The organism is Thermococcus chitonophagus (assembly GCF_002214605.1).
GTDB lineage: Archaea > Methanobacteriota_B > Thermococci > Thermococcales > Thermococcaceae > Pyrococcus > Pyrococcus chitonophagus.
On the sequence record NZ_CP015193.1, the window covers coordinates 1,754,807 to 1,779,834 of the forward strand.

A 25,028-nucleotide genomic window follows, 5' to 3' on the forward strand; every position below is an offset into this window, starting at 1 on the left:
GGGGCTCAAAGTGAGGAGTATTCTAATCGCCATATTTGCCATGGCACTAATACTCTCCCCGGTTTTGGGATGGAACGGAGAGTTGTGTTCTAATATAAAATATCAGAAAAGTATCGAAGCTGTAGCGATAAGCAATTCCACAATATATGCATCCTGCTCCTACAGAGAGATAGCCAGATCACCTGGGGGCCTTATAGGAATATACTACTTAGGAACCACTGCGGCATATTCCCTAAATGGGAGCGAGCTATGGGAAGTTAACTCAGGATTTGTTGTGAAGTTGGTTCCAACGGATGATGGAGTGTTAGTAGGCAGTATGGGCGGCCTGATAAGACTCAACAGAACAGGAAACTATACTGGAAGGTTCATACCAAGGTACAAACTTTACGACTTTACACTCAACGGCAACTACGTGTACGTTGTAAGTGGGGAGGTATTCAGCAGTAAGGAGAGAAAAGGGGCATTATATAAGCTTTATCTTGGAAATTTAAGCCCAATGTGGAGTCTCAACTTTCAGGACACACTAGACAGAGTAAGAGTGGGAAAGGTAATATACGTCGGTAGCGGGTATCCCTCAGGCTTTGCAGGGAACTTCAGGTTTGGGAGCGTGTATGGAGTAAGTCCAACTGGGAAAATACTGTGGGAAGTCAAGCTTGGAGAATGGGTTAGAGACATGGAGATCTGGAGAGGATACGCTCTCGTTGGAACGGGGTACAATGGGACTGGGCATATACTCCTAATCGACGATAAGGGAGACATTCTTTGGAATCAGACGCTATTCTACGTCGAGGATATTTTAGTTGAGGGGGACACAGCATACATCGGCGGCTATAAGAAACTCGCAGCAGTCGATCTCAAGGATAGGAAGGTTCTGTGGGAGTTAAAAATGCCGTACAGAGTAAAGGTTCTAGCACTATACAAGGGCAAACTGCTGGCAGGAACTGGAGAGTTTAAGGTGGAAAATTCAACGGTATACAGCATAGGCACCCTATACGTAATCGATCCAAGGAATGGAAAGGTGCTCAACAAGATTTCCACAGGGTACGTGAGAAGCCTAGCGGTAGGAAATGGGCTTATAGTGGTTGGTACTGGCAGTAACATATTCATGGTTCTAAAAGAAAGCGAAGTTTTACCCAGGTCAATATGCGGTCCAGGGTTACTCCTTCTTCTCATCGTCCTGGGAAAGAAACTCAAGAAGAGATAAGAATTTCCTTACTTTCTCTCCAATTTCTCCTTCTATTTTGGTAGGATCAATTTCAATTATACCCCCATTTGTCATTAAAACTGGTCTGTTACCTACGAGCTTCAAAGTTCCAGTATCCTCCTTAAACTTGACAGTGGCTCCATCTATAAAGGGACCAAATATGAGAGATACAAGCCTTAAGAGCTCCTTTTTATCATAAATGAGAGGATTTTTCCCAACAGAAACTATAACCTCCTGGCCCCAGGATAGTACGAGTTTTATTCCCTTTCTAGGAGGGTTGAACATTGAAAGAGTTATGCCCTCAACCTCCTTTATATCCTCAATGTTAAACGACAGCTCCCCAGCAGGCCTAAGTAGGAATATTAACCTTTTCCCCTCTAGCCGAAAGCGTGCCCTTCTAAATTTAGGAAACTTGGGAGGGCTCGTCGAGGGATAACTTACAATTTCTACAAACAATGTTGGACCCCATCGCTGAATTTCGATATCTTGCATTATATTTTTAACGGAGAACTCAAATAATTCTTTGATGTTTGGAAAGACCAAGCTCATTGAAGGAGAAATATCAGTGGGTGCTCAAAAGATAAGTATTAGAAAGATGGGAACTTGGTTTGAGTATGTAAGGGGAGATGTTAGAAAGCTAGTAGCTGGGGATGAAATCGCAATTTATCCGGCACCCGCGAAGGGATATGGGGTTAAGCTGATGATGGTGAGGCTAGAAGAGGAACTGATAGTCCCTCCAAATATTGGGGTAGAGGGATTCTTTTCAGTTCCAATAGAAGTTTCAGTCAAGGCAGGGGACGTCGAAGTTGACAGGTTTTCTATTGGAAAAGAAAAATATGCACTCTACGGAACACTGGAAAGGGGTGTTATAGTGAGGTATTCACGATCCCGTATAAAGGAGAAGCCAGAAGGTATTGGAGTAATGAAGGTTAAGATAGTGAATAAAGGGCCATCCTGGGGGAAAATTGAGAGGATCGTTTTTCCACTCCTCGACATCATGTACTACACGAAAGAGAGGGCGTTCTACCCTTTAATTGAAGTTGTAATAAACAGGGGGATCGAGGTCATAAATACAGGGAAGCCCCCTCTAAAGAACCTCTCCGCAGTTGGCGACGAGTTGAAGAAGCTCTCATTTAAGATGAGATGGTGATAAATATGGTCGAGTTTTTTGGAAACCAAACGATTAGTCTAATTGGTGGTGCTTCAATAAAACTGGACTCACTCGTTGGGGCCGCGGTGAGTGTAGTAATAGGCCTCATTCTCGCGGAGGTAGTGTATAGGTGGATACTCGCCCTCTCAAAAAGTACAAAATACGTATGGATATTCAACGAAGATACTGGTAAGCTTCTCAGAAATTTCATCATAATAGGATCCTTGCTTTCCGCATTTGACACCCTTGGGTTGTTGAGTATAACAGTCTTCGGGAGCACCCTCAGCAAGATAATAGCTGGATTCCTTCTCTTTTACATATCCTATCTTATTGGAAAAAAGGTACAGGACTACTGGCTAATCAGAGAGGGAGCAGAAGCGCAAATAAAGGCAAAGATATTTTACTACACCCTGGTGACTCTCGCATTTTTCCTAGCCTTAAATATTGCAGGATTCAGCGGAAGATTAACAACTGTAATTGCCGCAGCCGGGATAACAGGTATAGTACTCGGTTTTTCAGCTCAAACGGTCATCGCAAATTTCATCTCAGGCATATTCATGTATTTTGATAAGCCCCTAAAAATAGGAGATCCAGTAGAAGTTGGGGGATACTCCGGAATAGTCCACGACATTAGGATTTTGTCAACAAGGATAAGAACGTGGGACGGATTACTAGTCAGGATACCAAATGAAAAGGTGTTTAACAGTGAAATAAAAAACTTAGCAAAGTATCCCGCGAGGAGGGTAGATGTAATAGTTGGGATAGCGTACAGAGAAGACATCGAGAGAGTAATTAGGATTATAAGGGAGATATTAGATGACATGCCCTACGTGCTTGCCGAGCCCGAACCCTCAATTTTCGTGGATGAACTGGGAGACAGTAGCGTGAATATAGCCGTAAGGGCTTGGGCTCCAAGTGAAAAATGGTTTGATGTGAGAACTCAGATTCTGCAGAGAATAAAAGAGGCCCTTGATGAGAAGGGAATAGAGATACCATTCCCACAGAGAGTCAACTGGTTTGCCGAGGAGCTGAGAGTAAAGCTGGAACATTAGTCTCCCCTTTGGATTTTTGCATGACCTCCAACTAAGCTTTTTCTGAGTTCTAGATTCCTTATTTCACATTTTTCATCTATTATCGATCTCCAGATCGTTGAGTTTCTTATTATTGTGTCCCTAAATATTATAGAATCACTTATGTCAGAGTTTTCTATGATGCATTCCTCATCGATATAGGCATAGGGCCCAATTATTGACCTCCCTAATATCCTTGCCCCCCTTCTAATGACTACGGGCGGAATTATCTTAGCATAGGGGCTTATCTGAATCTCCTCAATGTAGCTTTCCTTCAGGAATATCTTAAATGCCTCAAGATAGCTGTCTGCAGATCCTATGTCGTACCAGTAGCCTCCAAATTTATAACCATATATCTCCGTCTTACTCTCTAAGAGCCACTGGATGAAATACCCCGGAGCATCCTTATTCCCTTTCTTCAGGTACTCCTCCACTCGCGTTATTACATTCTTTGGAAACGCATAGATTCCTGTGCTTATCAGGCTTGTTTTGGGGCTTGAGGGTTTTTCTTCAAAGTATATTACCCTATCACCCTCAAGGATTACAATTCCATACCTCTTTGCCAGCTCAAGATCACCGACGTCGTAAACTGCGATGAGGGTCTTTTTTAGCTCATTGAACCTCCTAACAAAATCCAACAGGGAAAGAGAAAACACGTTATCCCCAGCGACAATAAGGTAATCATCCTCCCCCAATACATCTATTGCATTTTTTATTGCCCCAATAGTTCCTAACTTTTCTTCTTCTTTGTATGTGTTCTCAACAATCAATTCGATGTTATATTTATCGGAAAGAGGCCTAAAGTGACTCTCGAAGAACTTATTCGTTGAGATATACGTGGGCAGGCCTGTTTCCTTTACCTTCTCTAAAATGTATTCAATTATCGTTTTTTCCCCAAGCGGAAGAAGAGGTTTGGGCTTGCTCTTTGTGATGGGCCATAACCGGGTTGCATAACCTCCCGCCATTATTAGGGCCTTCAACTGTCGTGTCACCCTAAAACTGTCAAAAAACCTTGCTTAAAACTTTGTCGATGTTATCATATATTCCAATTTACAATGATAATACTCTAATTCAACATATAAGTTTCGTCATTAATGATACTACTTGGAGGTGCTGTATAATGAAAAAGAAAATTGTATTAGTAGCGATAGTAGGAGTTGTTATAGCAACGCTTACCCTGGGGAAAGCCCTGGGAGCATTCAGGGATGTGTCCAGATCTGAGGACAACGTAATATCGAGCGGAGAGTTTGACATAAGGATAAGCAGGGATAATTCACGATTTTACGATAACACGCGGATTTTTAAACTGGAAGACTTAAAACCTGGAGACACTAAAAATGTAACGTTCTTCATAAAGAACTATGGCGAGATTCCCGCCAGCAATATCTCCATGTATATTTTCGTCAAAGACGTTGAAGACAAACTGTCATCCGCAGAAAAACCTTATGACCTGACTCCCGACAAGGGAGAACTGAGCTCATGCATAATCGTCAATAAGATCTTGGTCAATTCAAAGAACATTCTTGATTCTCCAAAGAAGCTATCTGAGCTAGCAGGCAAAGAGATAAAGCTCTTTACTGGCGGATTAGCTAAAAAAGAATCCATTAAGGTTACACTCCTGCTGTCATTCGACAGCAACGCAGGTAACGAATGCATGACAGACAGCACAGAGGTTATGTTAAAGATTGTGGCAACCCAATGATTTTTAACTTCTCTCCCCTCCCTTTCTTTGATGTTCTACGTTGAAATCCTGGGAATGCTACCTGAGATGGCAAAGGCTGAAGTCAGGGCTTTATCGGAGCTCGGCGGAGGAGAGGTTGTAGGGTCAGATTATTTGCTAGTGTATGGCAATGTTGAAGATGTTAGCGTGTTAAGGAGGCTGGGACTTGCACATGAGTACGGCATCCTCTTAGGGTCTTTTGACTCAGCCCAGGATCTTCTCGAGTATTCAAGTTCCCTCGAGTGGAACAAGCTTATAAAGGGAACTTTTGCCGTGAGAAGAGAGCGGATGATTAACTGCTCCCATAATGTTGAAGGATTAGACAAAAAGCTTGGGGCAATAATCCACGCCCAGGGATTCAAAGTCAGCCTGTCCCGGCCAGATACTGTGGTGAGGATATACTGCGGGGAGAGGCTCTGGCTTGGAGTCAGGATTAGGGAGTTTAGAGGAAAGGAGTTTGATGCTAGGAAGGCGGACAGAAGGCCATTCTCGAGGCCAATAGCCCTTCCCCCTAGGATAGCCAGGGCCATGGTAAACCTGACGAGGGCAACCAGGGAGCTACTTGACCCCTTCATGGGTACTGGAGGAATGCTGATAGAGGCCGGCTTGATGGGCCTTAAAGTTTACGGAATAGACATAAGAGAGGACATGGTGGAAGGTGCCAAGATAAACCTTGAGCACTACGGGGTTAAAGACTACGTGGTTAAGGTGGGAGACGCGACAAGAATAAAGGAAGTGTTCCCAGGAAAGACCTTCGAGGCCATAGCTACCGATCCCCCGTATGGAACTTCAACAACCCTGCCGATGGACAGGGACGAGCTATACAGGAGGGCCCTGGAGAGCATGTACGAAGTTCTTGAAGGCTACCTGAGCATAGCGTTTCCGGCAGACTTTGATGCTATTGATGTTGCCGAATCAATAGGTTTTAAAGTTCTTGACAGGTTTTACCAGAGAGTTCACTCCTCCCTCTCGAGGTATTTCTACGTGATGAAGACCTAATCAACGAGCTTAAGTTTCAGCTCCAGCATAACTTCCTTGACAAGGTTTATAACAGGTATACTGCCTTCCAAAAAGAGCCTCTATTAGAATGTTCGTCCCGTAAAGCGCGGTAGACGCCTTCATAAGGGCTAATCGTCGTTATCTACTAGACACTGCAGATTATCGTCCTAAAGTGTGTTGTGATCTATGTATCCTTCTAGCTCATGAGCTCTCTCCTAGTAATTATTTTACTATTCTAATGCATTAATAAGAGATAGGGAGTTTCCTATACTTATTATTTTATATGGAAAAAAGTAGTAGATAATAATAGAAAAAAAATTTATAGACTATACTTCAGGAAAATATCACGAAGGAAAATTTAGTAAGGTGATATAAAATGATACCAGAAGAGGCCGTTATACATGTAGAACCTAAAAAAATACTTAGCTACATGGGGGAACTTGCTACAAATGAAGAAGAATACAGGAGACTCGTGAATTCTCCTAAGGAAAGAATAAAAGAAAAGTTAGGCATTGAGATACAAGATAATATTACTATAAGGAGAGATTACTCTCCACTAAGTAAAGAAGACATTGAATTACTAAAGGAATTAGTTACCAAAGATCTCAATGGCAACTTACCTCCCGAGGTTCTCGACTTTGCCAGCAACAGACTTGCTGTAGTTTTCGTAACAGCAATAGCAGTAGCTGTAGTTGCTGTCAAAGTCAAAGTTTATGTCTAACCTAGGACATTATAAAGGGTGAACGACAATGTATCCTCTAAACTTATCTTTTTTTGTAACATATAAGTGTAATTATAACTGTCCTCATTGCTCCCTGAATGCAGATTCAAAAAAAGATCTATGGCTACCAATCGCAGTTATCAAAAAGTTCTTGAAAGAAGGAAAACAGCTAGGATTCAGAGTGGCTATTTTTACAGGAGGGGAACCTACATTAAGACTAGACAGTTTATTAGAAAGTATTCAGTTCGCAAAGGAGTTAGGATATGCAACCAGAGTAGTTAGCAATGGATGGTGGGCATTTTCTGAGGAGAGTGCATATAATATATTATCTCAAATGAAAGAACATGGGCTAGATGAAATTAATATCAGCTTTGATGATTATCACGTCACGTTCTTCAGGCAACTTTGGAACATAGAACCATTATACATTGTTCATGTAGCCAAAGCCTCATTAGATTTAGATATTCGCCTGGGGATCGCCATTATAGAAGATGCAAATTCCACAATAAATGAAAGATTTGTTATAAACTTACTTTCACAACACTTAGGCAGACCTTATGAAGCGATAAAAGAAAATGTTGTAATTATTAAAGATGTACCAGCTCGGATTGGTAGGGGAAAACATCTCCCTACAGACATTATCCCCGAACGCGAACCTCTAGTGTCTGGATGCGAGGACATTGGGATGACATATGGTATTCACCCCGACGGAAGAATTACAGTCTGTTGTGGGCATGCAATCTTCGAGAGCGACTTTTATGACGTCGGGAACTGGAAAGAGAATGGAACAACACTGAGAGAAGCAATAGATAACGCTTCAAGGAACCTTATCTACTGGTGGCTTTATACTCAGGGACCAAAGAAAATCCTAAAGAAATTGAAGATACATGAAAAGACAACTCACCTCTGTGATGCTTGCAAAATGTTAATGGTTGATTATAAAGATATCCTTATAGAGTATCTCAGAGGTCACAGAGATGAAATATTAGTAAATGATGTTCTCCTTAATACTAGAGCCCAGGAGATAGTAAAATTTGTCAAAGAGAAAAGGAGGAAGTCCCAATGGCAATTATAGAGTTCGAGGGCGTTGAATTGGGTTATAATGGAAGACCCGTACTTAAGGTTAAATCCCTTGACATTGAAGAAGGCATAACGTGCTTAATTGGCCCAAATGGTTCAGGAAAAACAACATTCCTTCGAGGAGTTTCAGGGATATTAAAGCCTATAAAGGGCAAGATTAAGGTTTATGGTTATGATTTATTTTCCCCAGAGGCAGATAACATTCGACCAAAAATAGGCCTATTACCAGAGAACTCTTCTCCATACCCAGACATGACCGTAATAGAGTATCTGAAATACTGGGCCGAATTTTATGGAACCTCAATGTCTTCTGTCAAGAGAGTTCTGGAAATGTTCGACCTCGTGAAAATAAAAGACAAGCTTTGCTCAGCTTTGAGTCAAGGACAAAAACGAAGGGTCATGTTGGCCAGAATATTCCTTATTAAACCAAAACTACTTGTTCTTGACGAGCCTACGGCAAACCTAGATCCGGAAGTTTCCTATAACCTCATGAAGTTGATAGCCCGCATGGGCAGGGAGATTCCAATAATATATTCAACCCACCTCCTCAGGGAGGTAGAACATGTTTTCGATAGACTACTGTTCATAAAGAATGGGAAGATAGTTGCCAACTACACGAGGGATGATGTTGAGGGGATGGATCTTTACGAGGTATATATGAAAGTTTCGGGAGGTATTACCGAATGACGTTAATAAAGGTGTATACTAAGAGGGCTGTTAAGCTTATGCTAAATAGAAAAAGTATCCTAGATATGGGCCTCATGTGGGCGGTAATAATGATTATCTCATTACTCTCGCGCTACCTTCCGTATACACCGCTTACCGAAAAATCGCTAGTTACACTAGTGGAGAACTACTTTAACATGCCCATAACCCCAGAATCATTGGATTTTGCATTCTTTACTATGGAACTCCCTCTCCTAGTGGGCCTCCTTGCAACGACAACGACTGTAACAGTACCTATGAGAACCCTGATTTACGAAAAGGTCACTGGGAATATTGAAATAATTCTTTCCTACTATAGGGACATTAATGAGTTCATAAAGGCAACCCTTGTGTCTACCATAGGGGTATCCCTTGTAGCATATATACTGTATTCCTCGGTTGGACTATTGGCGATTGTGTTGTATAAAGCCCTATATGGAGTTAAATTTTCATTACCAACGGTGTTCTATCTACTAATGTTCGTACTGAATCCGCTTATCATCCTTCTATCTTCAAGCCTCGCGGTTTTAATTCCTGTTATCAGACCTTCACTCGCTTCAATAGATCTCTCCGCTCCCTCTTCCAACAATCCAGTGGTACTCTTTGCTTCTCTGCCCCCAATATTGCTCTTTGTCATTGCCACCCTCTTCCCCCTTTACATACCCAAGATCGCCATTTACGTCCCTCCCATAACTGCACTAATCTTTGGGATAACATTATTGCTTGCCAAGAAAACTATGAGAAGAGATCGCCTAGTCAGGAGATAGATTCATAGCCAAGACTTTAGAGGATTTAGCTTGCTCTTTAGGATTTCCACATTTATCTTTTTTCAGGAAAACTTAAAATATTCTCCCAATCCCATCAGTTGTAGCGTGAGGGATTCTTAGGAGGTGATGCTCATGGCCGTCAGAGATTGTCCCGAGTGCCACGGTACCGGTAAGGTAAAGGTAGGCGAGAAGGAATGTCCCGTCTGCGGGGGGTGGGGTTACGTTCCTGCCGACTTTAACCTGAGCGAGCACCTAAAAGGCTATAGGAACCTCCAGAATATTGGAGTTGATGAGGAGGTAGATGAGATTCCATGCCCAGAGTGCCACGGCAAAGGTGTAGTTCCTGTCTACGATACCTGCCCAACCTGCGGTGGGACTGGGAAAGTTCTAGTCTGCGACATCTGCGGCAGAGTTAAAGGGCCCTGGGAGCCCGGAATGGAGACAACTTGGGTCTGCCCCGAGTGCGAGAGGAAGTTTAAGGTTGTGTACGTTCTGGACAATGCCTGCGATTATGAGGACGTTGAAATAGGCAGCTACTACAAGGGAATAATCGATAGGGTTGAGAGGTTTGGAGTCTTCGTGAGGTTAAACAAGCACGTTCTCGGCTTAATAAAGAAGAAAGATCTCCTGGGCAAGAGGCAATATGTTCCTGGGCAGGAAATCATAGTGCAAGTATTGGATGTTAGACCAGATAAAAGGGAGATAGACTTCCTTGAGGCTCCCCTGACTAAGTACAGGGAGGTTCAGGTGAAAAAAGAGCTCCCAGTAACGCCAATCGGCGAGCTTAGAGAGGAGCTTGCCGGTAAGACAGTGAAGATCAGGGGTAAGGTCACGCAGGTTCAAGTTACTGGCGGCCCAACGGTGTTCACGCTAACCGACGGAACCGGGATCACGTGGGCCGCAGCGTTCGAGGCCCCGGGAGTTAGAGCCTATCCAAACATAAACGTTGGGGATATAGTGGAGGTAATTGGAAAGGTTTCATTCCACGCTGGAAAGATCCAAGTCGAAATCATCGACATGTACAGACTCTGGGGTCCAGAGGCAGCTGAAGTCAAGAAGAAGATAGAGGAGGAGCTTGACAGGAAGGCCAAGCCTGAAGACGTGGGATTCCTAGTTAAGAGCGAGGTTCTCGAGGCGTTAAAGCCCAAAATAATGCAGGCCGCCTTCATGATAAGGAGGGCCATCTTCGAGGGCAGGCCAATAATACTAAGGCACCACGCCGACACTGACGGTTATACTGCTGGAGTGGCACTTGAAACTGCAATAGTTCCCCTGATAGAGAAGGTCGCTCCCGATCCAGATGCAAGATGGCACCTCTTCAAGAGAAGGCCTTCAAGGGCTCCATTCTACGAGCTTGAAGACGTCCTAAAGGACATAATCTTCATGATGGAAGACCACATGAGGTTCGGGGATGAGCTACCCCTCATAGTCATAGTCGACAACGGAGGAACGAGCGAGGACATTCCAGCCTACAAGAGGCTCAAAGCCTACGGAGTTAAGATAGTGGTGATTGACCACCACGACCCCAGGGACTGGGTAAGTGAGGGTAAAGCTGCCGTTGACGAGTACGTTGACGTTCACGTCAATCCGCACCACGTTAAGCGCGGTTACTACGAATTAACGGCGGGAATGCTTGCCACGGAGGTTGCAAGATTCATAAACCCAGAGGTCGAGGACAGGATAAAGCACCTCCCGGCCATAGCCGGAACGGGCGACAGGAGTAAAGCTCCTGAGTTCTACCAGTACCTTGAGTACGCTAAGGAGAAGGGATTGACTGAAGAAGACCTGAAGAAGATTGCGGAGGTAATCGACCACGAGGCGTTCTACTGGAAGTTCATGGATGGCAGAGGGATCATCGAGGAGATTTTACTCGTCACCGGAAACCTGCAGAGGCACAGGATGCTAGTTGAATCAATCTACCCAGAGGTTAAGGCGAAGCAGGAGAAAGTACTCAAGGCTGTTCTTCCTCACGTTAAGAGCGTTGTCCTGCCCAATGGTATAAGGTTCAACACGATTGACGTTGAAATGTACGCTCCAAAGTTCGAGTACCCAAGCCCAGGAAAGCTCTCAGGGATAATCCACGACCACTTCAAGGAGAAGTATGGGGAGGATTCACCAATAATAACTCTAGCGTACGGCCCAGACTTTGCCGTGGTCAGGGCAAGCGACGGGATGGCCAAGTACAACTTCGATCTAAACAAGATCGTCAAGACCCTCGAGGAGAAGCTCCCAGATGCAGGGGTTGAAGGGGGAGGCCACAGCTACGCCGGCTCGATAAAGTTCTTCGAAGGCAAGAGGAAGGAAGTCCTTGAGGCCTTCGCAAAGGAGATACTCAAGCTGAAGGCTGGTGCATGAAATGAATCCAGTGTTTGAAGCTTTCTGGTACATCCTTCCCGCCTACTTCGCCAATTCCTCCCCAGTTGTCTTGGGTGGAGGAACTCCAATGGACTTCGGCAAGAAGTGGAAGGATGGGAGGAGGATTCTAGGAGATGGAAAAACCTGGAGGGGATTCTTTGGGGGTCTAACGGTGGGGACGCTCATCGGCGTCATTCAGTACTATTTAATGCCCAGTTATTATGGTTCCCTGGGACTGGCACTTAAGCTGGCCTTTCTCCTAGCCCTAGGGGCCCTTGTTGGTGATTTAATTGGCAGTTTCATAAAGAGAAGGCTAGATTTGCCCAGGGGATATCCAGCGGTTGGCTTAGACCAGTGGGGATTTCTAATTTCAGCCTTGTGCTTCGCCTATCCAGTAAAAACCATTCCTACGGGGGAAGTCCTGTTCCTGCTCGTTGTAACACCACTAATCCACTGGGGCACGAACGTATTCGCTTACAAGATGGGGTGGAAGAGCGTGCCTTGGTAGTGGGAAATGCTTTTAATAATGCCTTCAGACTTCAGAAGAATTAAAACTACGAGAAGGCTGTTCTCTGGGTCATTACAATCGTAACATTTTAAATACTAAGCTCAGTGAGGTGTGGTGGTTAAGCTTGGTGACGACGCCCTGCGTCGGAGGGTCTTGAAGACTAAACAGTATTTGGGGGCTGCCTCCGTTCAGCCCGAAGGCTGATGAACTGTGGGGTGAGGAACCAGTGGTTCCAATGAACCCAACACTTGAAGCCAACCCCCCGCACCACAGGGAATCCGCTGATAGTGATCACTCATTGAAACGACAGTAGGTGCGGGAGGAAACGGTATGCCAAGCACAAGCTACCCGACTATGTCCATAACCTCGATTTTGGGAAACTCAAGAATAACTGCAAATCTTTCCGTGAATTTGTGGAAATTTTAGAAGAGTAAAATTATCGAGTGGCGTACTGAGCATAATAAGCCAGCGCATTCAAAAGCTCGTTGAATCCTTCATAGGTTACTAGGGAGAGCAGAATTGGTTTTTGTTCAAGCCTCTTTTCAACTATATTCGCCAGTTCCTCGACTTTTTCCCTGGGAACCAGATCTATCTTGTTTATCACGACTATTATTGGTTTTTCGTATCTGAACTTAAGCATGTAGTGCAACTTCTCCATTCCTCTGTGAAGCCCTTTTGTTGCATCGATCATGTGAATTATGACGTCGGCATTTGTAATCTCCCTTATGAGCTCTTTGAACTTCTCTTCACTTAGAACTTTTCCCCTCATTTCCTTTTCGGGATCAAAAAGGCCGGCGGTGTCTATAAGGACGAGCTCATCTGCACCTCCAAAGGGATTCTTCATTGTCTTTGGTAGCTTAACCTTTCCAAAGTACCTCTTCACAGTTCCCTTGGTAGTTCCGGGGACCTCAGAGACCTCTGAGACTTTGCCCCCAAGTAGTGCGTTCATTAACGTTGATTTGCCCACGTTCTCGGCCCCTATGATCGCAACCTTTATCATGTTCTCACCAACATTATGATAGTCTCACTGGCTTTAAGGGGTTGAGGGAGATGAGGAAGAGGGTTAAGCTTGGCCATCACTATTATTACATAGTAACACCTGAAGAGCTCAAAAACGGGAAGTATAAGGGCAAAAATGTTGTGATAGAGGGGGAGATTGAGAGCAAACCTGTAATCGAATTTCTGCCAATGGAGCTTCCAAGTTACAGGACGATCTTTACTATGGCAGGCCTAAAAATCGAGTTTTCGGGAACCCCTTACGTTAAGTCTGGAGAGAAGATAAAAGTTTATGGGGTGTTCGTGGGGGACGGAATAATAGCGAGGGCCATTGAGACCGAAGGTGCAATATACCTCACTGAGGAGTGAGAACATGCTTGAGAAAATAAAAATGGTCATGAGGCTAAAGGTTCTCCCCAGGATGGGATGGCTACTTAAAGGAGTGCCGAATCCCGAGAGTATAGCCGATCACTCATATATGGTTGCCTTCATCACACTTTTATTGGCGGAGGACCTAAAGAAAAAGGGAGTTAGGATCGATGTAGAGAAGGCCCTTAAAATGGCGATACTCCACGATGTTGCGGAAGCAGTGGTAACGGATTTACCCCTCCCAGCTCAAAGGTACCTTGAGAAAGAATCAGCTGAGCTTAGCGCCTTTAATGATTTATTGCCCGAGTTCTATAGTATATTCAATGAGTACAGGGAAGGATCATCACTTGAAGCTCAGCTCGTCAAGTTCGCAGATAAGGTGGAGATGTTAGTTCAAGCCCACATGTACGAGCTCTCTGGGAACAGAAACTTGGGAGAGTTTTGGAAATCCCTAGAGGATCTTGAAAGAATGGAAATAGCCAAGTATTTTGCGGATCTTTTAAGCGAGCTCAGGAGGCTTAAATCTTGATTGAGGGACTGGCTTTTGTCTTATCTTTAGTCCTTACCTATTACATTGCAGATATTATGAAAAAAGCAGGGATAGTTGGGAGAGACGTTCACAAACCGTATGATATTTACGTGGCAGAGATGGGTGGGATTTCTCTTGTCTTTTCGATAGCCCTTTTTGGGGCCGTCATTAAAGCTCCGCAGCAAATCTTGACTATCTTCCTACTTATGGGATTAGTTGGCATTGTCGATGATCTTACTAACCTTCGTCAGTCCCACAAGGTGTTGCTTTCAGCCTTAGCAACGCTACCTCTTCTAACGTACTTTAATAGGGAGTACATTATATTGGGGCACCTACAGCTACAGTTGTCATTCATTGCTCCGGTGGTGTTCTGGTTATACACAATTGCATCTGCGAACTTAGTTAACATGCTTGCGGGATTTAACGGCCTGGAGGTTGGCACTTCAGCGGTGATATTCTTTTTCCTCTACCTGCTCTCAGGTGATAGGCTGGCCCTAGTCGCGCTCCTTGCCTCCTTGGGGTTCTTGGTATGGAACAGGTATCCGGCAAGGGTTTTCCCGGGGGACACTGGAACGCTGTCTCTAGGCGCGCTAATGGCCATGATAGCCATAGATAACGGGCTTGAGCTTCCCCTCGCTATAATGTTACTTCCCCACGCCATAGACTTCCTTCTGAAGATGAGGGTTAAGTTTAGGGGAAAAAAGATTGGGGGGGCAAAGCTCAGGGAGGACGGTACACTATCTCCCCCGCCCTACCTATCATTCCTGGGGCTAATCATGAGAATAAAAAGGGTTAAAGAGTGGGAACTTGTGATCTACGTGTGGATCATTGAGGCCCTGCTCGGGGTTGTCGCATTTAGTCTATCAGCTTAACCATTCCAAAGCCAAATCTTGTTTTTTCTCCAAATCCATTCTCGTATCCAAACTTTGCAATTTCTTCCGAGCCAACATACCTAAAGACCATCAGTGAGCCCCTGATGTAAGAATCTCCAACCATTAACCTTGTTGGCTTGAACTTTAGCACCTCTATCTTAAAATCCTTATCCTCTGGGAGGTATCCCATAATTTCATTATAGCGGAGGAACATGACCTTTCTCAGCCTGTCCATGAATAGATCATCGTGTGGGTAAAGATCCCAATGCCTGAGCTTCCCGTTCTCAAACTTAACGGTCCTAACGACTACGGGGCTCAGCGTGGAAAACATATTTTCCCTCCCTATGCTCTTGACTTTTATCGCCTTTATGTCTCCAACGAGAAACGTTACATCCCCAATTTTAAACTCGGGACTTTTCTCGACGGCCTCTGCTATTGCCCTGATTATCTCCTCGTTGGACGATGAAACGTAGAGGGAGACATCATCCGAGAGTATTTCGATGCCTTTCTCGGGCAGTATCCTTCTCTTCCTGACGATAATCCGAGAAAATGTCCAATATCCATGGGGAGAAGAAAGCATTTTTGTCAAACCCGGCTCTATAGAATTCACCTTTTCTAAAATCTGAGTATATACCTCGTAATTGTAATTGAAAGGCAGAATTGCATTATCTTTAAGAGGAAGCAGTTTTATCTCAATTCTCATCTATACCCCTCCTTATTTGCATCGGACTTTTTTATTGGAATAGGATGGGTAAAAATAAAAAGACTTCGTCAGCTCGAGAACGGTATTGGAACTGCCGACACTATGAAGATGACAACGGCAATCACCGCAAGCACTTTTCTCCCCAGGGTTAAGGGTGTAACTTCATCCAGTGCCCCAGGATTGCCTATTCTTCCCATCAAAAGGATTAGTAGTCCCCACAGGAGCCATCCTGGCCAGAAATAACTTAGTCCAATTGCCAGAAATCCCAAAGCATAAGTTAAAACCCTGTGAACCCTCTCCGGAAGGAGTGCCCTTGCAACGTGGCCCCCGTCAAGCTGGGCCGCTGGTATTAGGTTTAGGAAGGTCACAAGTATCCCAACCCACCCTGCGATCGCCAGGGGGTGAAGAATTATCCCGACGTTGTCTCCGAGGTCCCCCAAGACAAGCTTAGTCAGGACGTAGAACAGGATGCTGGTTCCAAAGTATATTGTTTCTCCGGGCTGGAGGTAGCTCTGGGGGACTATTGCGGACAGTTTGAGACCGATTATCGTTACCGGAATCGCAACAATAAGCCCAGCAATCGGCCCACTGACTCCCAAATCTATGGCCGCATTCCTAGTTGGAATGGGGGATTTTACCCTTATCACGGCCCCAAGGGTTCCTATGAAAGAGGGGAACGGAATGAAGTAGGGAAACGTTGACTTAACGCCGTGAATGGTTGCCGCAATTTTGTGTCCCATCTCATGAGTGCCAAGGATTGCCATTATCCCCACTGAAAAAGCTAAAGCATTCAGATAAACGTTCTTGACCCCAGGAATACCGAGCTCTTCAAGCGTCTGTATGTAGTTCAGGGATAGAATGTAGCCTGCAAAAAATGTGCTAAGTAAGGTTAAGATAAAAAGCATGACACCGATCAGTGGATTTTCTTTTGTCTCTACTCTCTGAGCTGGGAAGACGTAAAGCAAAACTTTCCCATTTCCCCTTTTTAAGGCTATCCAGTAGCCAAGCTTTTCGACTTCCCTTAGAACCTTCTCAAAATTCTCCTCTTTTATTGAGAGAACCTCATACACCAGAACTTCTCCCCTCCTCTCAAGGAGGGGGCCTAGCTCATAGTACTTTAATAACTCCTCCTCTATGCTGGGCTTCTCCTCCCCTTCTATCTCAACCTCATAGCCCACGAGTATCATGTCTCCCCCACACACAGGACACGCGCCGGGAAGTAATGGCCGAGTTGTATCCCTAACCTCCCTGTGACCGCACTGTATGCACTCATAGATCCCTTTCGCCAATTATCTCCACCTCCCCAGTCTCGGCATTCACCCTGACCCTCATCCCCGTCTTCAGCTTTTTAATGTCTATTCCAGTTACGAGAGGTATCCCGGAGATTATCGCGCCAACCGTTACTATTGTCTCTGCGTCCTCGACGATTAATGCCTTAGGGCCATTACCGCTCTTCGCTAGGGCGTATATTACATAAGAGCCAACGGTCGATCCTTTGCCCCTGGGGAAGGCCAATATTTTTCCCTTTATGCTCTCGCCCTTTATGTCGCTCTCGGCATCCGTAATAATTCCAGTTTCGGGGTCAACGCCGCCCAAAAATGAGAGTGGCACCCTTGAAACTACTATCTCTCCCTCAACTATGCCCCTTCCTATTCCCCTACCCTTCAGCTTCATCATGGTGCCTCCATAATTATTTTTTCGAGGCTATCTAATCTAACGTTCAAGCCAAATGACTTGAAGTAGAACGCCGCCTTTCCGCTGTTGGTTGCCACGCCTGAATACCACTCGTTCACTGGGGATACAACTAGGCAGACGTCGCTCAACAATTTACCGTTGTACCTCTCAATTATCTCGGTGTAGCCAAGGTAGTCAGCTAATGCTTTCACAGACTTACTAACGGTTACGAAGAGCGGAACCTTTAGGGGCCTGTTCCTCATCCTCAACAGTTCCGCTATCTCTTTGATCTCCCTAAGGGAAGCGTGTGGGCATCCCAATAGTATAAAGTCAACTGCCCCCCACTCGGCCGAGAACCTATCTCTAACATCTTGGAGATCCTTCTTATCAACTGCTATCTTCTCCACATCATCAGTTAAAGCAACTCTCCACTCTGGGGTTTCTCCTTCAACATGGTAGAGGGCAACGCTACCGCTCGCAGCCATGCTGGCCCCCATTGCCTTCAGATCATCGACATCTGGCCTTATCCCTTTTATATAGGGCACACCATCCTTAACGATCTCCCCTATCCTGTAGCCCAAGATCGAGTACTCAGTCCTCTCTTTCACTTCCGCCTCAACCTTTATCACGTGAGTAGCCTTCCTGTTCTCCTCCAAGTGGAGGCCGTACTTCGGCGTCTTCCCAACTATCGCGGCGGCCAAGCTTGAAGGACCGCCTTCTCTGTTCGTTCTTGCACCTAAAACGGAGTTGGCGAAACTTACTGCCGAGCTTTCGCTCCAGGCAAGGTGATCACCAAACTTTGGAAGGTTTGGGCCATAGTAAGGTGTGCACGTGGAGGTTATTTCAACTCCCATTGCCCGGTATAAGTCAAGGATTTCCTGCTGTTTTTCGGTGAACTCCTCATCTCCTATCCCCGCCGGGTTTAGGGTTGTGTACACGGAAACCTTGGCCCCCATCTCGACGAAGTCCCTTAGGAACTGCATTCCGTACTCTCCAAGATTCTTATAGCTAACTCCAGCTATTTGAGCGCTTTTTATTGGGATTAACCTGTCAGCATTGTAGATATCACCAAGGGCAACCAAAATCTCCATGGCCTTCTGAACTGCAGGACCATATTCTCCTGAAAGAGCCAGTTCTTCCTCTTTGGTCAGGTACATTATCTTTCCCCCGTACCTTAATTGTCTTGTCCATTAATAAGCTTGTATATCTTCGTTTCTCCGTTAGAGTATACAAGCTTTAGCATCCTTTTTAGCCTAGGATTAATTTTAAACTCAATTAGACACGCCTTTATCTTCACGCTCTTAGGGTCTGCAGGGTCATACATGGCGTATCCAACCCTGCACTCAATCCCCTTCTCCATGAGGATGTTGGAGTACTTATAGGGCACCCAGATTGGATCCCTCTTTGTGAAGCTGTCAATATAGATATAGGTCACGTTGTACTTTCTGAGAATTCTTAGTGATTCTTTGGTGTCATTGCCCGCAAGTGCAATGGCTATATCGAGGCTTCTTTTATCATAATCCACGAATGGAGATGCATGAGTTCTCCTAAACAATACCGTTTTTCTTCCAGAGATGGAAAACAGAAAGAATGAGCTCTCATAGCTACTCAAGAACACCGTGTTTACGTCAGAGTTGTCAAGTATCCAGTATCTGAGGTCATTATACCACGGATCTTTAAACCCAATGACAGTCCATGGAGAGTTTGCATAGTCACCTACAGTTATGGCTGAAGTCCCCATAAGGATAATAACCACTGAAGGCATTATTTTGCTCCACTTCAAGTTCTCAGAGAGCCAGTTCAGCGATTCAAGGATTGCGAGGGCATTTAATGTGAAATAGTATGAGGACAGCTTGTACGCTACTAAGTTGTCACCCAACACAATGAACAGAACTCCCGCTCCAAGTATTCCCAAAAGTGAAGGCAAGAATACATCCCTATCCCTAATTAAGCCGAGTATAATCCCAGGAATTGTCAGCATCCCCAATAGAATTTTTAATCCGGAAAAGGAGAGGGAAAATGTGAGGAAGGATATTATAAACTCGGGAAGCGTGAAGTGCCTCATTACTAGCTCCTGATATGGGTTGGGTGTTTCTGCATGATACATGACTAATAGAGGGCCCCAAAAGAGGAGGAGTATCGCGACCCCAATAGCTATTGCCACAGTGTTGTACTCGATCTTCATCCGCTTTATTTTATCCATCACTGTTTTGGTTAATAAAATCGCTCCTGCACCAAAAGTTCCAAGCACATGCGTCAAACCTGCCAAGCCCCAGGATATCCCCAGGAATATAGAATTTTTGATGTCCCTATCTCTGGAGAACCTAAACAGAGCAAGGTAGAACAGGGGGATCATGACCATTGAAAGCAGAGCCCCTGGATGTGCTTCAGGAAACTTAAGGGCAAGTGGTATTAAAACCGAAACCATTGCGACTCTGTGATTAAAGTTCTCTCCTGCTATTTTATAGAGAACGAACATTGAGAGTGCCAAAATAAGGATCGGAGCTACCTTTGTGACTACGAAAAATATCCCGAGGATCTTGCCCAGGAAGGCAACTGTAAGGTGGTACAGCCAAGGATAGAACGCATACTCCCCAACGTTTGTTGGATCCCTAAACGGGGGGTTCCCAAATATTATCGCCTGCACAATGCCCGTATGGAAGTATAGATCTCCTCCGTACGGAGGCCTGGGATTGACTTGAACCTAGAAACTAAAACCATGACTAAAACAATAGGAAACGAGAAAAAAGGACAAAGGGCCGGGTCAGACGACTGTTTATTCATCATGCCTCAGCACTCGGCAAAGTCATCATCCCTGGGTTACAGGTGCTGAATTGGAGTTTCAGCACCACACGCCTCGCACTTGAGGAAGTAGAACCTGTCTCTCTTGATGATCTTCGTATCGGGACTACCACAGACGGGACAGATAACGTACTCCTTAATGTACTTCTTCAGCTTGTTTGCTATAAGGTAGGGAGTAAACCTACCCTGGAGGATCACCCTCTTGCCCTCAAGCGTTCCGGCGGTAGCTATCTCCCTGAGCAGGAACTTGAGGAGGTGCTGTGGATCCCTGTTTAGGGCTTCTGCTATATCCTTAAAGTTCTCAATTATCGTCTTGTTACCCTCAATAGTTACAAGGGCCCCAGGAACCTCGAAACGTGACTTGTGGTGCTTAACGTTCTCCGGAAGCTCTTCGTATGCCTTCTCAAGCAATTTTTCATAATCGTAATAGTCAATCTCCATTATATCTCACCCCCATTCCTGAGTATTTGTCCTCGTATATAAATCAGACGGTCTCAGAGCAACTTGTAATAGCCGGTTTCGGGCATGTATATCTGGCCCTGCTGGAGCAACTTTTCTATTATCTCCCTTGCCTCCTGCTTCTCTATTCCAAACTTCTTTGCCTCTTCGAGTATGTCATCTATATGAGCGCCCTTCTCGCTCGTCTTCTGTAGCTTCTCAATTATATCGAGGATCCTCTCAACCTTGCTGAGCTTCCTTGCACTCTGTCCAACTTCAAGGATCGTTACATCTATCTGGCCGGTCTCATCCGTGGCTATCTGCCTAAGGGTGTACTCCATAAGCTTTATTGCCTCCCTCGCATCTTCCCTGGTGACTATGGGGCTTAGCCTCATCCTAGCGTGGGCTTCGCTCAGTCTTATCAGGGCCTCAAGCTGCCTCGCGGTGATTGGGATTGGCCTTATCCCCTCATTCTCACTACCCTTCTTGGCGCTCCTCCTCATCCTCACGTAGTACTTCTCGATCTCCTCCATAGCCTCCTCGCTTATCACGGGATGAACGTTCTTCTTGGCGTAGGCTATGTACTTCCTTAACAGTTCGTGAGATATCTTAGGTGTTACTACCTCGCTCTCTCCCCTCCTTACCCTCAGGATATGCCTCGCTATCTCGCTGTCCAGCTTTTCATCGGGCTCATCTACTAGAACGAAGATCAAGTCAAACCTGCTTAGTAGTGTGGGAGGGAGGTCTATCTGCTCGAAGAGAGGCTTCATCCTATTGAATCTGCCGTGCTTTGGATTTGCAGCTGCTATAACAGTTGTTCTGGCATTTAGAGTAGCCGTTATACCTGCTTTTGAGATACTAATAGTGTTATGAAGCACTAATCCATGAGATACGAAGAGGTGATAAGGTTCGACTGTTACATCGTATACCCACTTCCAATCTTTGTTAGGTATCTTCTCAACTTCTACTACCCTAATACCCCTAGCGTTCTCTCCTCCCTTATCTTCGCTAGTTTCCTCACCCTTTAATATTACTTCAGCATCGAAAATCACAAGCACATTTCCTGAAATCTCGGATGAGATGCCAAGACTAAGCAATAAATCTTGAACATCCTCGGCTAATTCCCTTGAAATGAGATCGAGCTTAGCCATGCCACCGCTTATTGACCCATCAGCTACAAGCAGGATCTTGAGGAACGTTAACTTAACCTCCCTACTCCCACACATTATTTCAGGAGGGACTCTCCGGAGGTCAATTGGGATACCAAACTTTATGAGCTCATTTACAGGCAAAATTGCCCTATCATCTGCCAGTTCGTACCTTACTCCAATCTCATCCAACACTGACTTAAGTCCTTTGTTATGTAGCTTGATCTCAAAATACTGTCCATTGGATGAAGATAGCTTAGACAGTAAGAGCGCAATAAGCTTTGCTTTCCTTTCATCAACATCTTTAGAGTCTAAGTGTTCGTACCTCCTAACGCCAAGTACCATCTCGCCCTCTTTAACCTCTTCAGCTGGTTTCTCCTTAATCTCCCCGTTCTCCCATATCATAATTGGGTGCTCAGGAGTAACTACTATCTCCCTTCCGTTGGAGAACTTCAGCCCTATAAAGTGCTCAGGAGCTTTATGCCTACTTACACGGTCCGCTTTTACTTTCACTATCCTCTTGTTTTTAAGATCGTATGCCAAGACATAGATATCATCAACGGGTAGAATTTCGGTATCTTTACCAACAATCACCCTATCCCTATTCTTCTCAATTAGCGAATCAACAAGCTCTCCAATCTTGACCTTCCTCCCATCTGCCAATAATATCTCAAAGTCGTGGTGATAGCTTTGTTGCTCAAGTGCTTCGTGTATAACACTCCTGTCCCTGTCGCTCATCTTATCTAGCTCATCTATCAGCGCGTAACCTCCATCTGCCAAAACTAAGGCTCCAGCTTCAAGAACCCATCCACCAGTAAACTCGTCCCTTACGGCAGCGGCCGTTAATCCTGCGGCCGAACTGCTCTTTCCGGAGGTATAGATGGCCCTGGGGGCAAGGTTAGAAACGTACCTCAGAATCTGACTTTTCGCAACCCCAGGATCACCCACGAGCAAAACATGGATGTCCCCCCTAAGCCTAGTTCCATCGGGTAAAGTCCTGGGAACCCCACCGAATAAAGCCAAAGCTATACCCTTCTTTACCTCCCTGTAACCGTAAATTGCTGGAGCAATAGAATCAACTATGGCCTCCACTATGTCTTTCCTTTTTGCCAACTCTCTAATCTTCTGCTCATCTTCCGGCGTTATTTCGAGTTCCTCTATTTCCTTGCTCACGGGCTCTATGTGGTTGACCTCAAGAACCTTCCTGAACACTGGGGTCTTCTCCCTTCTCTCCTGCACTACCCTCAGTATTCCAGTCACGAGAACCCTATCACCGGGCATTGCCGTATCAACTATATCATCTAACAGTATCCCATCGATGAACCTGGGCATCTGCCCACCTTTTAGGGTCTCCGGCCTGTCCTGAATCCTGAACATCTGGAAGTTAACGAACGAGCTCTTATCAACATCTAGGGCAACATTCTTGCTCCCACACACTTCACACTTTTTTACAACCGTAAATCCTTCATAGGGCCTCTGAGTCACAACCATCTCGTTGCCGCAGTCCTTACACACGAATACGGCCCTTGAAACGAAAGGCTTTATCTCAGTTACCCTTGTTATTACGCCTTCTACCTGAACCAGCTTATTTATGTGCTCTGCCCCAATGTCCTTTACCAACAGGGTTTCCGGAAGGTTGTAGAATCTCGCGTGTATCCTGGGGAGATCCTCCCTAAGAAAGTCTTCCCTAAGAACTATCTGAATGGCATCTTCCGCCGCCCCAATTCCCTCTTCTGGATGTTCAAGAACCTCGTTGGCTAATTCAGGATCGTAAGAGTTCAGATGCATCCAGTTTATTGTAACCGACCTCTTGGGAGTTACAGTAAGCAGATCCTTTATTTTACCTAGGTAAAGGGGCTCTTCCTCTTCGGTGTACTCCCTAAAGAACTTGACAAATCTCTCTATCATCTCCTCCCTTTCCATTCTCACTCACCGATCCACTCGTTCCTTATCTTAGAAATCTGGAGGTAGATTCTCTTCTCCTCTGGAGAAAGTCTCGCAAGGATTTCCATGCTATTTGGTCTTAGCCTAACTGCCTCAAGGATTTTCTTGAACCTTATCTCCTTGAGCATCTTGTACTTTTTCTTTAAATTCTGAAGCTTCGTCAGCTTGGTTTGTATAACATCTATGTTCCCGCCACTTATCTGCACGAACTTCTCAAGGTAGTAGATATAGAATTCAGCTCTCTCGTACAGGCCTTCGGGGATTGGAGAAAGGGGAGGATTTTTCCTCTCTTCAGTTAGAACCCTATCTATCTCGCCAATAACTTTGTCGGCCTCATCAATAACCTCAACTACCCCGATCTCCCAAAGCTCTCTGGCCTTCCAATCCTCTAGGAGGATCATATCCCCCTCTTTCCAGTTTCCGAATGATCTGAGTACCCTAACGGGAATTAAGGCTTTTCCTGTCAGCATTAATCCTCCACCCAGCGCACTCAAACTTCCCCTTTTGGTCTTAAAGCCCTTACGTCAGGTCTCCACATGTACAGTAGTGTTCATATGCGAGCGTTTCAAGCTCATCAAAGCCCTCCCCAGTTTTTGCCGAGAGGTATATCACCCTAACGGGAGGTGAAACCTCTGGGAGCATTGAGCACATTTTATAGGCCAACAATCCCTGGGTTGAGGGGTCAAGCTTGAGCCTCGCTGTTAGGTACTCTATGTCCTCAAACATCCTCTTGTGCCTTTCCAGCTCTTCCCTACCTAGGAGATCAACCTTATTGAGGGCTGGAATTGTTGTCGCCCCAAGTCTTAGGTCTATCAGAAGGGCGAAAAACCTTACAAAGCAGTAATCGTGGGGCTTCTTCAATATCTCGGGATCGGAGAGATAAACCACCAAGGGATAGGGTAGGTTCTCCATTAGCTTAACGCCGAACTCGTGGAATAGGAAGGTTTCCATTTGACCTGGGGTGTCTATTAAAACGTAGTCGTTCTTCTCCTCAAGCTCCAGTATCGAGTTTAAGTAATGGTCAAATTCATCCATTAGTCTGTCATAGCTCTCCACTATTGCGCCGTTTGGCCCGTATCCCTCCTTCATTATCTCCTCTACGGTAACAGACTTTCTAACGTCAAGATCCGGTTTGTATGGAAGTGTCCTTACTCCTGTGTCTAAGTTAACGTAGGCGACCTTGTGGTTCTCTTCGAGGTACTTGCCGAAAGCACCTGTTAGCGCAGTTTTTCCGCTTCCCGCCGTTCCCACAAACGCTATTATCATGGCTCCTC

The 25,028-nt window shown here is 45.2% G+C and carries 26 protein-coding genes; 14 read left to right on the forward strand and 12 right to left on the reverse strand.

What is annotated here, in order from left to right:
* Positions 1–10 precede the first annotated feature (10 nt).
* The gene (locus A3L04_RS09685; RefSeq protein WP_231963748.1) at positions 11–1,204 is read left to right on the forward strand and encodes an outer membrane protein assembly factor BamB family protein; all 1,194 of its coding nucleotides are present in this window, start codon (positions 11–13) and stop codon (positions 1,202–1,204) included.
* Here A3L04_RS09685 and A3L04_RS09690 read toward each other — a convergent pair.
* The gene (locus A3L04_RS09690) at positions 1,157–1,753 is read right to left on the reverse strand and encodes a hypothetical protein (RefSeq protein ID WP_157092423.1); all 597 of its coding nucleotides are present in this window, start codon (positions 1,751–1,753) and stop codon (positions 1,157–1,159) included. The genes A3L04_RS09685 and A3L04_RS09690 overlap by 48 nt on opposite strands.
* On the opposite strand from A3L04_RS09690, the gene A3L04_RS09695 reads away from it, so the two are divergent.
* Positions 1,731–2,354 carry a DUF432 domain-containing protein gene (locus A3L04_RS09695; RefSeq protein WP_068577618.1) on the forward strand — a complete coding sequence of 208 codons (624 nt, stop codon included), beginning with the start codon at positions 1,731–1,733 and terminating at the stop codon, positions 2,352–2,354. The two genes, A3L04_RS09690 and A3L04_RS09695, sit on opposite strands and share 23 nt — an antisense overlap.
* A 5-nt stretch (positions 2,355–2,359) precedes the next feature.
* Positions 2,360–3,406: a mechanosensitive ion channel family protein gene (locus A3L04_RS09700; RefSeq protein ID WP_068577619.1), complete on the forward strand. Its 1,047-nt coding sequence runs from the start codon at positions 2,360–2,362 to the stop codon at positions 3,404–3,406.
* Here A3L04_RS09700 and A3L04_RS09705 read toward each other — a convergent pair.
* Positions 3,403–4,404, reverse strand: coding sequence for a sugar phosphate nucleotidyltransferase (locus A3L04_RS09705; RefSeq protein WP_068577620.1), 1,002 nt, complete (start codon positions 4,402–4,404; stop codon positions 3,403–3,405). The genes A3L04_RS09700 and A3L04_RS09705 overlap by 4 nt on opposite strands.
* Positions 4,405–4,544: 140 nt before the next feature.
* Between A3L04_RS09705 and A3L04_RS09710 the strand changes: the two genes are divergently transcribed.
* The 8 genes from A3L04_RS09710 (at position 4,545) to A3L04_RS09745 (ending at position 12,279) form a co-directional block, all read left to right on the forward strand.
* Positions 4,545–5,126 (forward strand): TasA family protein, encoded by a 582-nt coding sequence (locus A3L04_RS09710; RefSeq protein ID WP_068577621.1) that lies wholly within the window; start codon positions 4,545–4,547, stop codon positions 5,124–5,126.
* A 30-nt stretch (positions 5,127–5,156) separates the two neighbouring features.
* Positions 5,157–6,143, forward strand: coding sequence for a TIGR01177 family methyltransferase (locus tag A3L04_RS09715; protein ID WP_172799787.1), 987 nt, complete (start codon positions 5,157–5,159; stop codon positions 6,141–6,143).
* Between the two features lie 376 nt (positions 6,144–6,519).
* On the forward strand, positions 6,520–6,864 hold the full coding sequence (locus A3L04_RS09720) for a hypothetical protein (protein ID WP_068577624.1): 345 nt from the start codon (positions 6,520–6,522) through the stop codon (positions 6,862–6,864).
* Positions 6,865–6,892: 28 nt separating this feature from the next.
* The gene (locus A3L04_RS09725; RefSeq protein ID WP_068577627.1) at positions 6,893–7,939 is read left to right on the forward strand and encodes a radical SAM protein; all 1,047 of its coding nucleotides are present in this window, start codon (positions 6,893–6,895) and stop codon (positions 7,937–7,939) included.
* Positions 7,927–8,631, forward strand: coding sequence for an ABC transporter ATP-binding protein (locus A3L04_RS09730; protein ID WP_068577629.1), 705 nt, complete (start codon positions 7,927–7,929; stop codon positions 8,629–8,631). The genes A3L04_RS09725 and A3L04_RS09730 overlap by 13 nt, the downstream gene beginning before the upstream one ends.
* Positions 8,628–9,416, forward strand: coding sequence for a hypothetical protein (locus A3L04_RS09735; RefSeq protein ID WP_068577632.1), 789 nt, complete (start codon positions 8,628–8,630; stop codon positions 9,414–9,416). Before A3L04_RS09730 ends, A3L04_RS09735 begins: the two co-directional genes overlap by 4 nt.
* Positions 9,417–9,548: 132 nt before the next feature.
* Positions 9,549–11,771 (forward strand): DHH family phosphoesterase, encoded by a 2,223-nt coding sequence (locus A3L04_RS09740; protein ID WP_068577634.1) that lies wholly within the window; start codon positions 9,549–9,551, stop codon positions 11,769–11,771.
* A gap of 1 nt (position 11,772) precedes the next feature.
* Entirely contained in the window at positions 11,773–12,279 is a 507-nt protein-coding gene (locus tag A3L04_RS09745) for a CDP-2,3-bis-(O-geranylgeranyl)-sn-glycerol synthase (protein WP_068577638.1), read from the forward strand.
* A gap of 436 nt (positions 12,280–12,715) precedes the next feature.
* Here A3L04_RS09745 and A3L04_RS09750 read toward each other — a convergent pair whose 3' ends face one another.
* Positions 12,716–13,279: an Era-like GTP-binding protein gene (locus A3L04_RS09750; protein ID WP_068577640.1), complete on the reverse strand. Its 564-nt coding sequence runs from the start codon at positions 13,277–13,279 to the stop codon at positions 12,716–12,718.
* 50 nt (positions 13,280–13,329) lie between these two features.
* Between A3L04_RS09750 and A3L04_RS09755 the strand changes: the two genes are divergently transcribed.
* From A3L04_RS09755 to A3L04_RS09765, 3 genes are read left to right on the forward strand one after another with little or no spacing between them, the layout of a single operon-like run.
* Positions 13,330–13,644 carry a GTP-binding protein gene (locus A3L04_RS09755; RefSeq protein WP_068577642.1) on the forward strand — a complete coding sequence of 105 codons (315 nt, stop codon included), beginning with the start codon at positions 13,330–13,332 and terminating at the stop codon, positions 13,642–13,644.
* Between the two features lie 4 nt (positions 13,645–13,648).
* Positions 13,649–14,173, forward strand: a complete 525-nt coding sequence (locus A3L04_RS09760) for an HD domain-containing protein (RefSeq protein WP_068577645.1) — start codon at positions 13,649–13,651, stop codon at positions 14,171–14,173.
* On the forward strand, positions 14,170–15,045 hold the full coding sequence (locus A3L04_RS09765) for an MraY family glycosyltransferase (RefSeq protein WP_231963751.1): 876 nt from the start codon (positions 14,170–14,172) through the stop codon (positions 15,043–15,045). The genes A3L04_RS09760 and A3L04_RS09765 overlap by 4 nt, the downstream gene beginning before the upstream one ends.
* On the opposite strand, the gene cas6 is transcribed toward A3L04_RS09765, so the two are convergent.
* The 9 genes from cas6 to A3L04_RS09810 form a co-directional block, all read right to left on the reverse strand.
* A complete protein-coding gene (gene cas6, locus A3L04_RS09770) occupies positions 15,029–15,748 on the reverse strand; it encodes a CRISPR-associated endoribonuclease Cas6 (RefSeq protein ID WP_068577648.1) in 720 nt (239 codons plus the stop codon). The two genes, A3L04_RS09765 and cas6, sit on opposite strands and share 17 nt — an antisense overlap.
* Before the next feature lie 68 nt (positions 15,749–15,816).
* Positions 15,817–17,037 (reverse strand): site-2 protease family protein, encoded by a 1,221-nt coding sequence (locus tag A3L04_RS09775; protein ID WP_068577650.1) that lies wholly within the window; start codon positions 17,035–17,037, stop codon positions 15,817–15,819.
* Positions 17,018–17,422 carry a DUF126 domain-containing protein gene (locus A3L04_RS09780; protein ID WP_068579548.1) on the reverse strand — a complete coding sequence of 135 codons (405 nt, stop codon included), beginning with the start codon at positions 17,420–17,422 and terminating at the stop codon, positions 17,018–17,020. The genes A3L04_RS09775 and A3L04_RS09780 overlap by 20 nt, the downstream gene beginning before the upstream one ends.
* Complete coding sequence (locus A3L04_RS09785) at positions 17,422–18,579, reverse strand: aconitase X catalytic domain-containing protein (protein WP_068577657.1); 1,158 nt, start codon at positions 18,577–18,579, stop codon at positions 17,422–17,424. The genes A3L04_RS09780 and A3L04_RS09785 overlap by 1 nt, the downstream gene beginning before the upstream one ends.
* Before the next feature lie 17 nt (positions 18,580–18,596).
* Positions 18,597–20,069 (reverse strand): ArnT family glycosyltransferase, encoded by a 1,473-nt coding sequence (locus A3L04_RS09790; RefSeq protein WP_068577658.1) that lies wholly within the window; start codon positions 20,067–20,069, stop codon positions 18,597–18,599.
* Between the two features lie 173 nt (positions 20,070–20,242).
* Positions 20,243–20,665: a translation initiation factor IF-2 subunit beta gene (locus A3L04_RS09795; RefSeq protein ID WP_068321064.1), complete on the reverse strand. Its 423-nt coding sequence runs from the start codon at positions 20,663–20,665 to the stop codon at positions 20,243–20,245.
* Between the two features lie 53 nt (positions 20,666–20,718).
* Entirely contained in the window at positions 20,719–23,733 is a 3,015-nt protein-coding gene (locus A3L04_RS09800; protein ID WP_068577659.1) for an LAGLIDADG family homing endonuclease, read from the reverse strand.
* A gap of 2 nt (positions 23,734–23,735) precedes the next feature.
* On the reverse strand, positions 23,736–24,224 hold the full coding sequence (locus tag A3L04_RS09805) for a hypothetical protein (protein WP_068577660.1): 489 nt from the start codon (positions 24,222–24,224) through the stop codon (positions 23,736–23,738).
* A 49-nt stretch (positions 24,225–24,273) separates the two neighbouring features.
* Entirely contained in the window at positions 24,274–25,020 is a 747-nt protein-coding gene (locus A3L04_RS09810; protein WP_068577665.1) for an ATP/GTP-binding protein, read from the reverse strand.
* Positions 25,021–25,028: the final 8 nt, after the last annotated feature.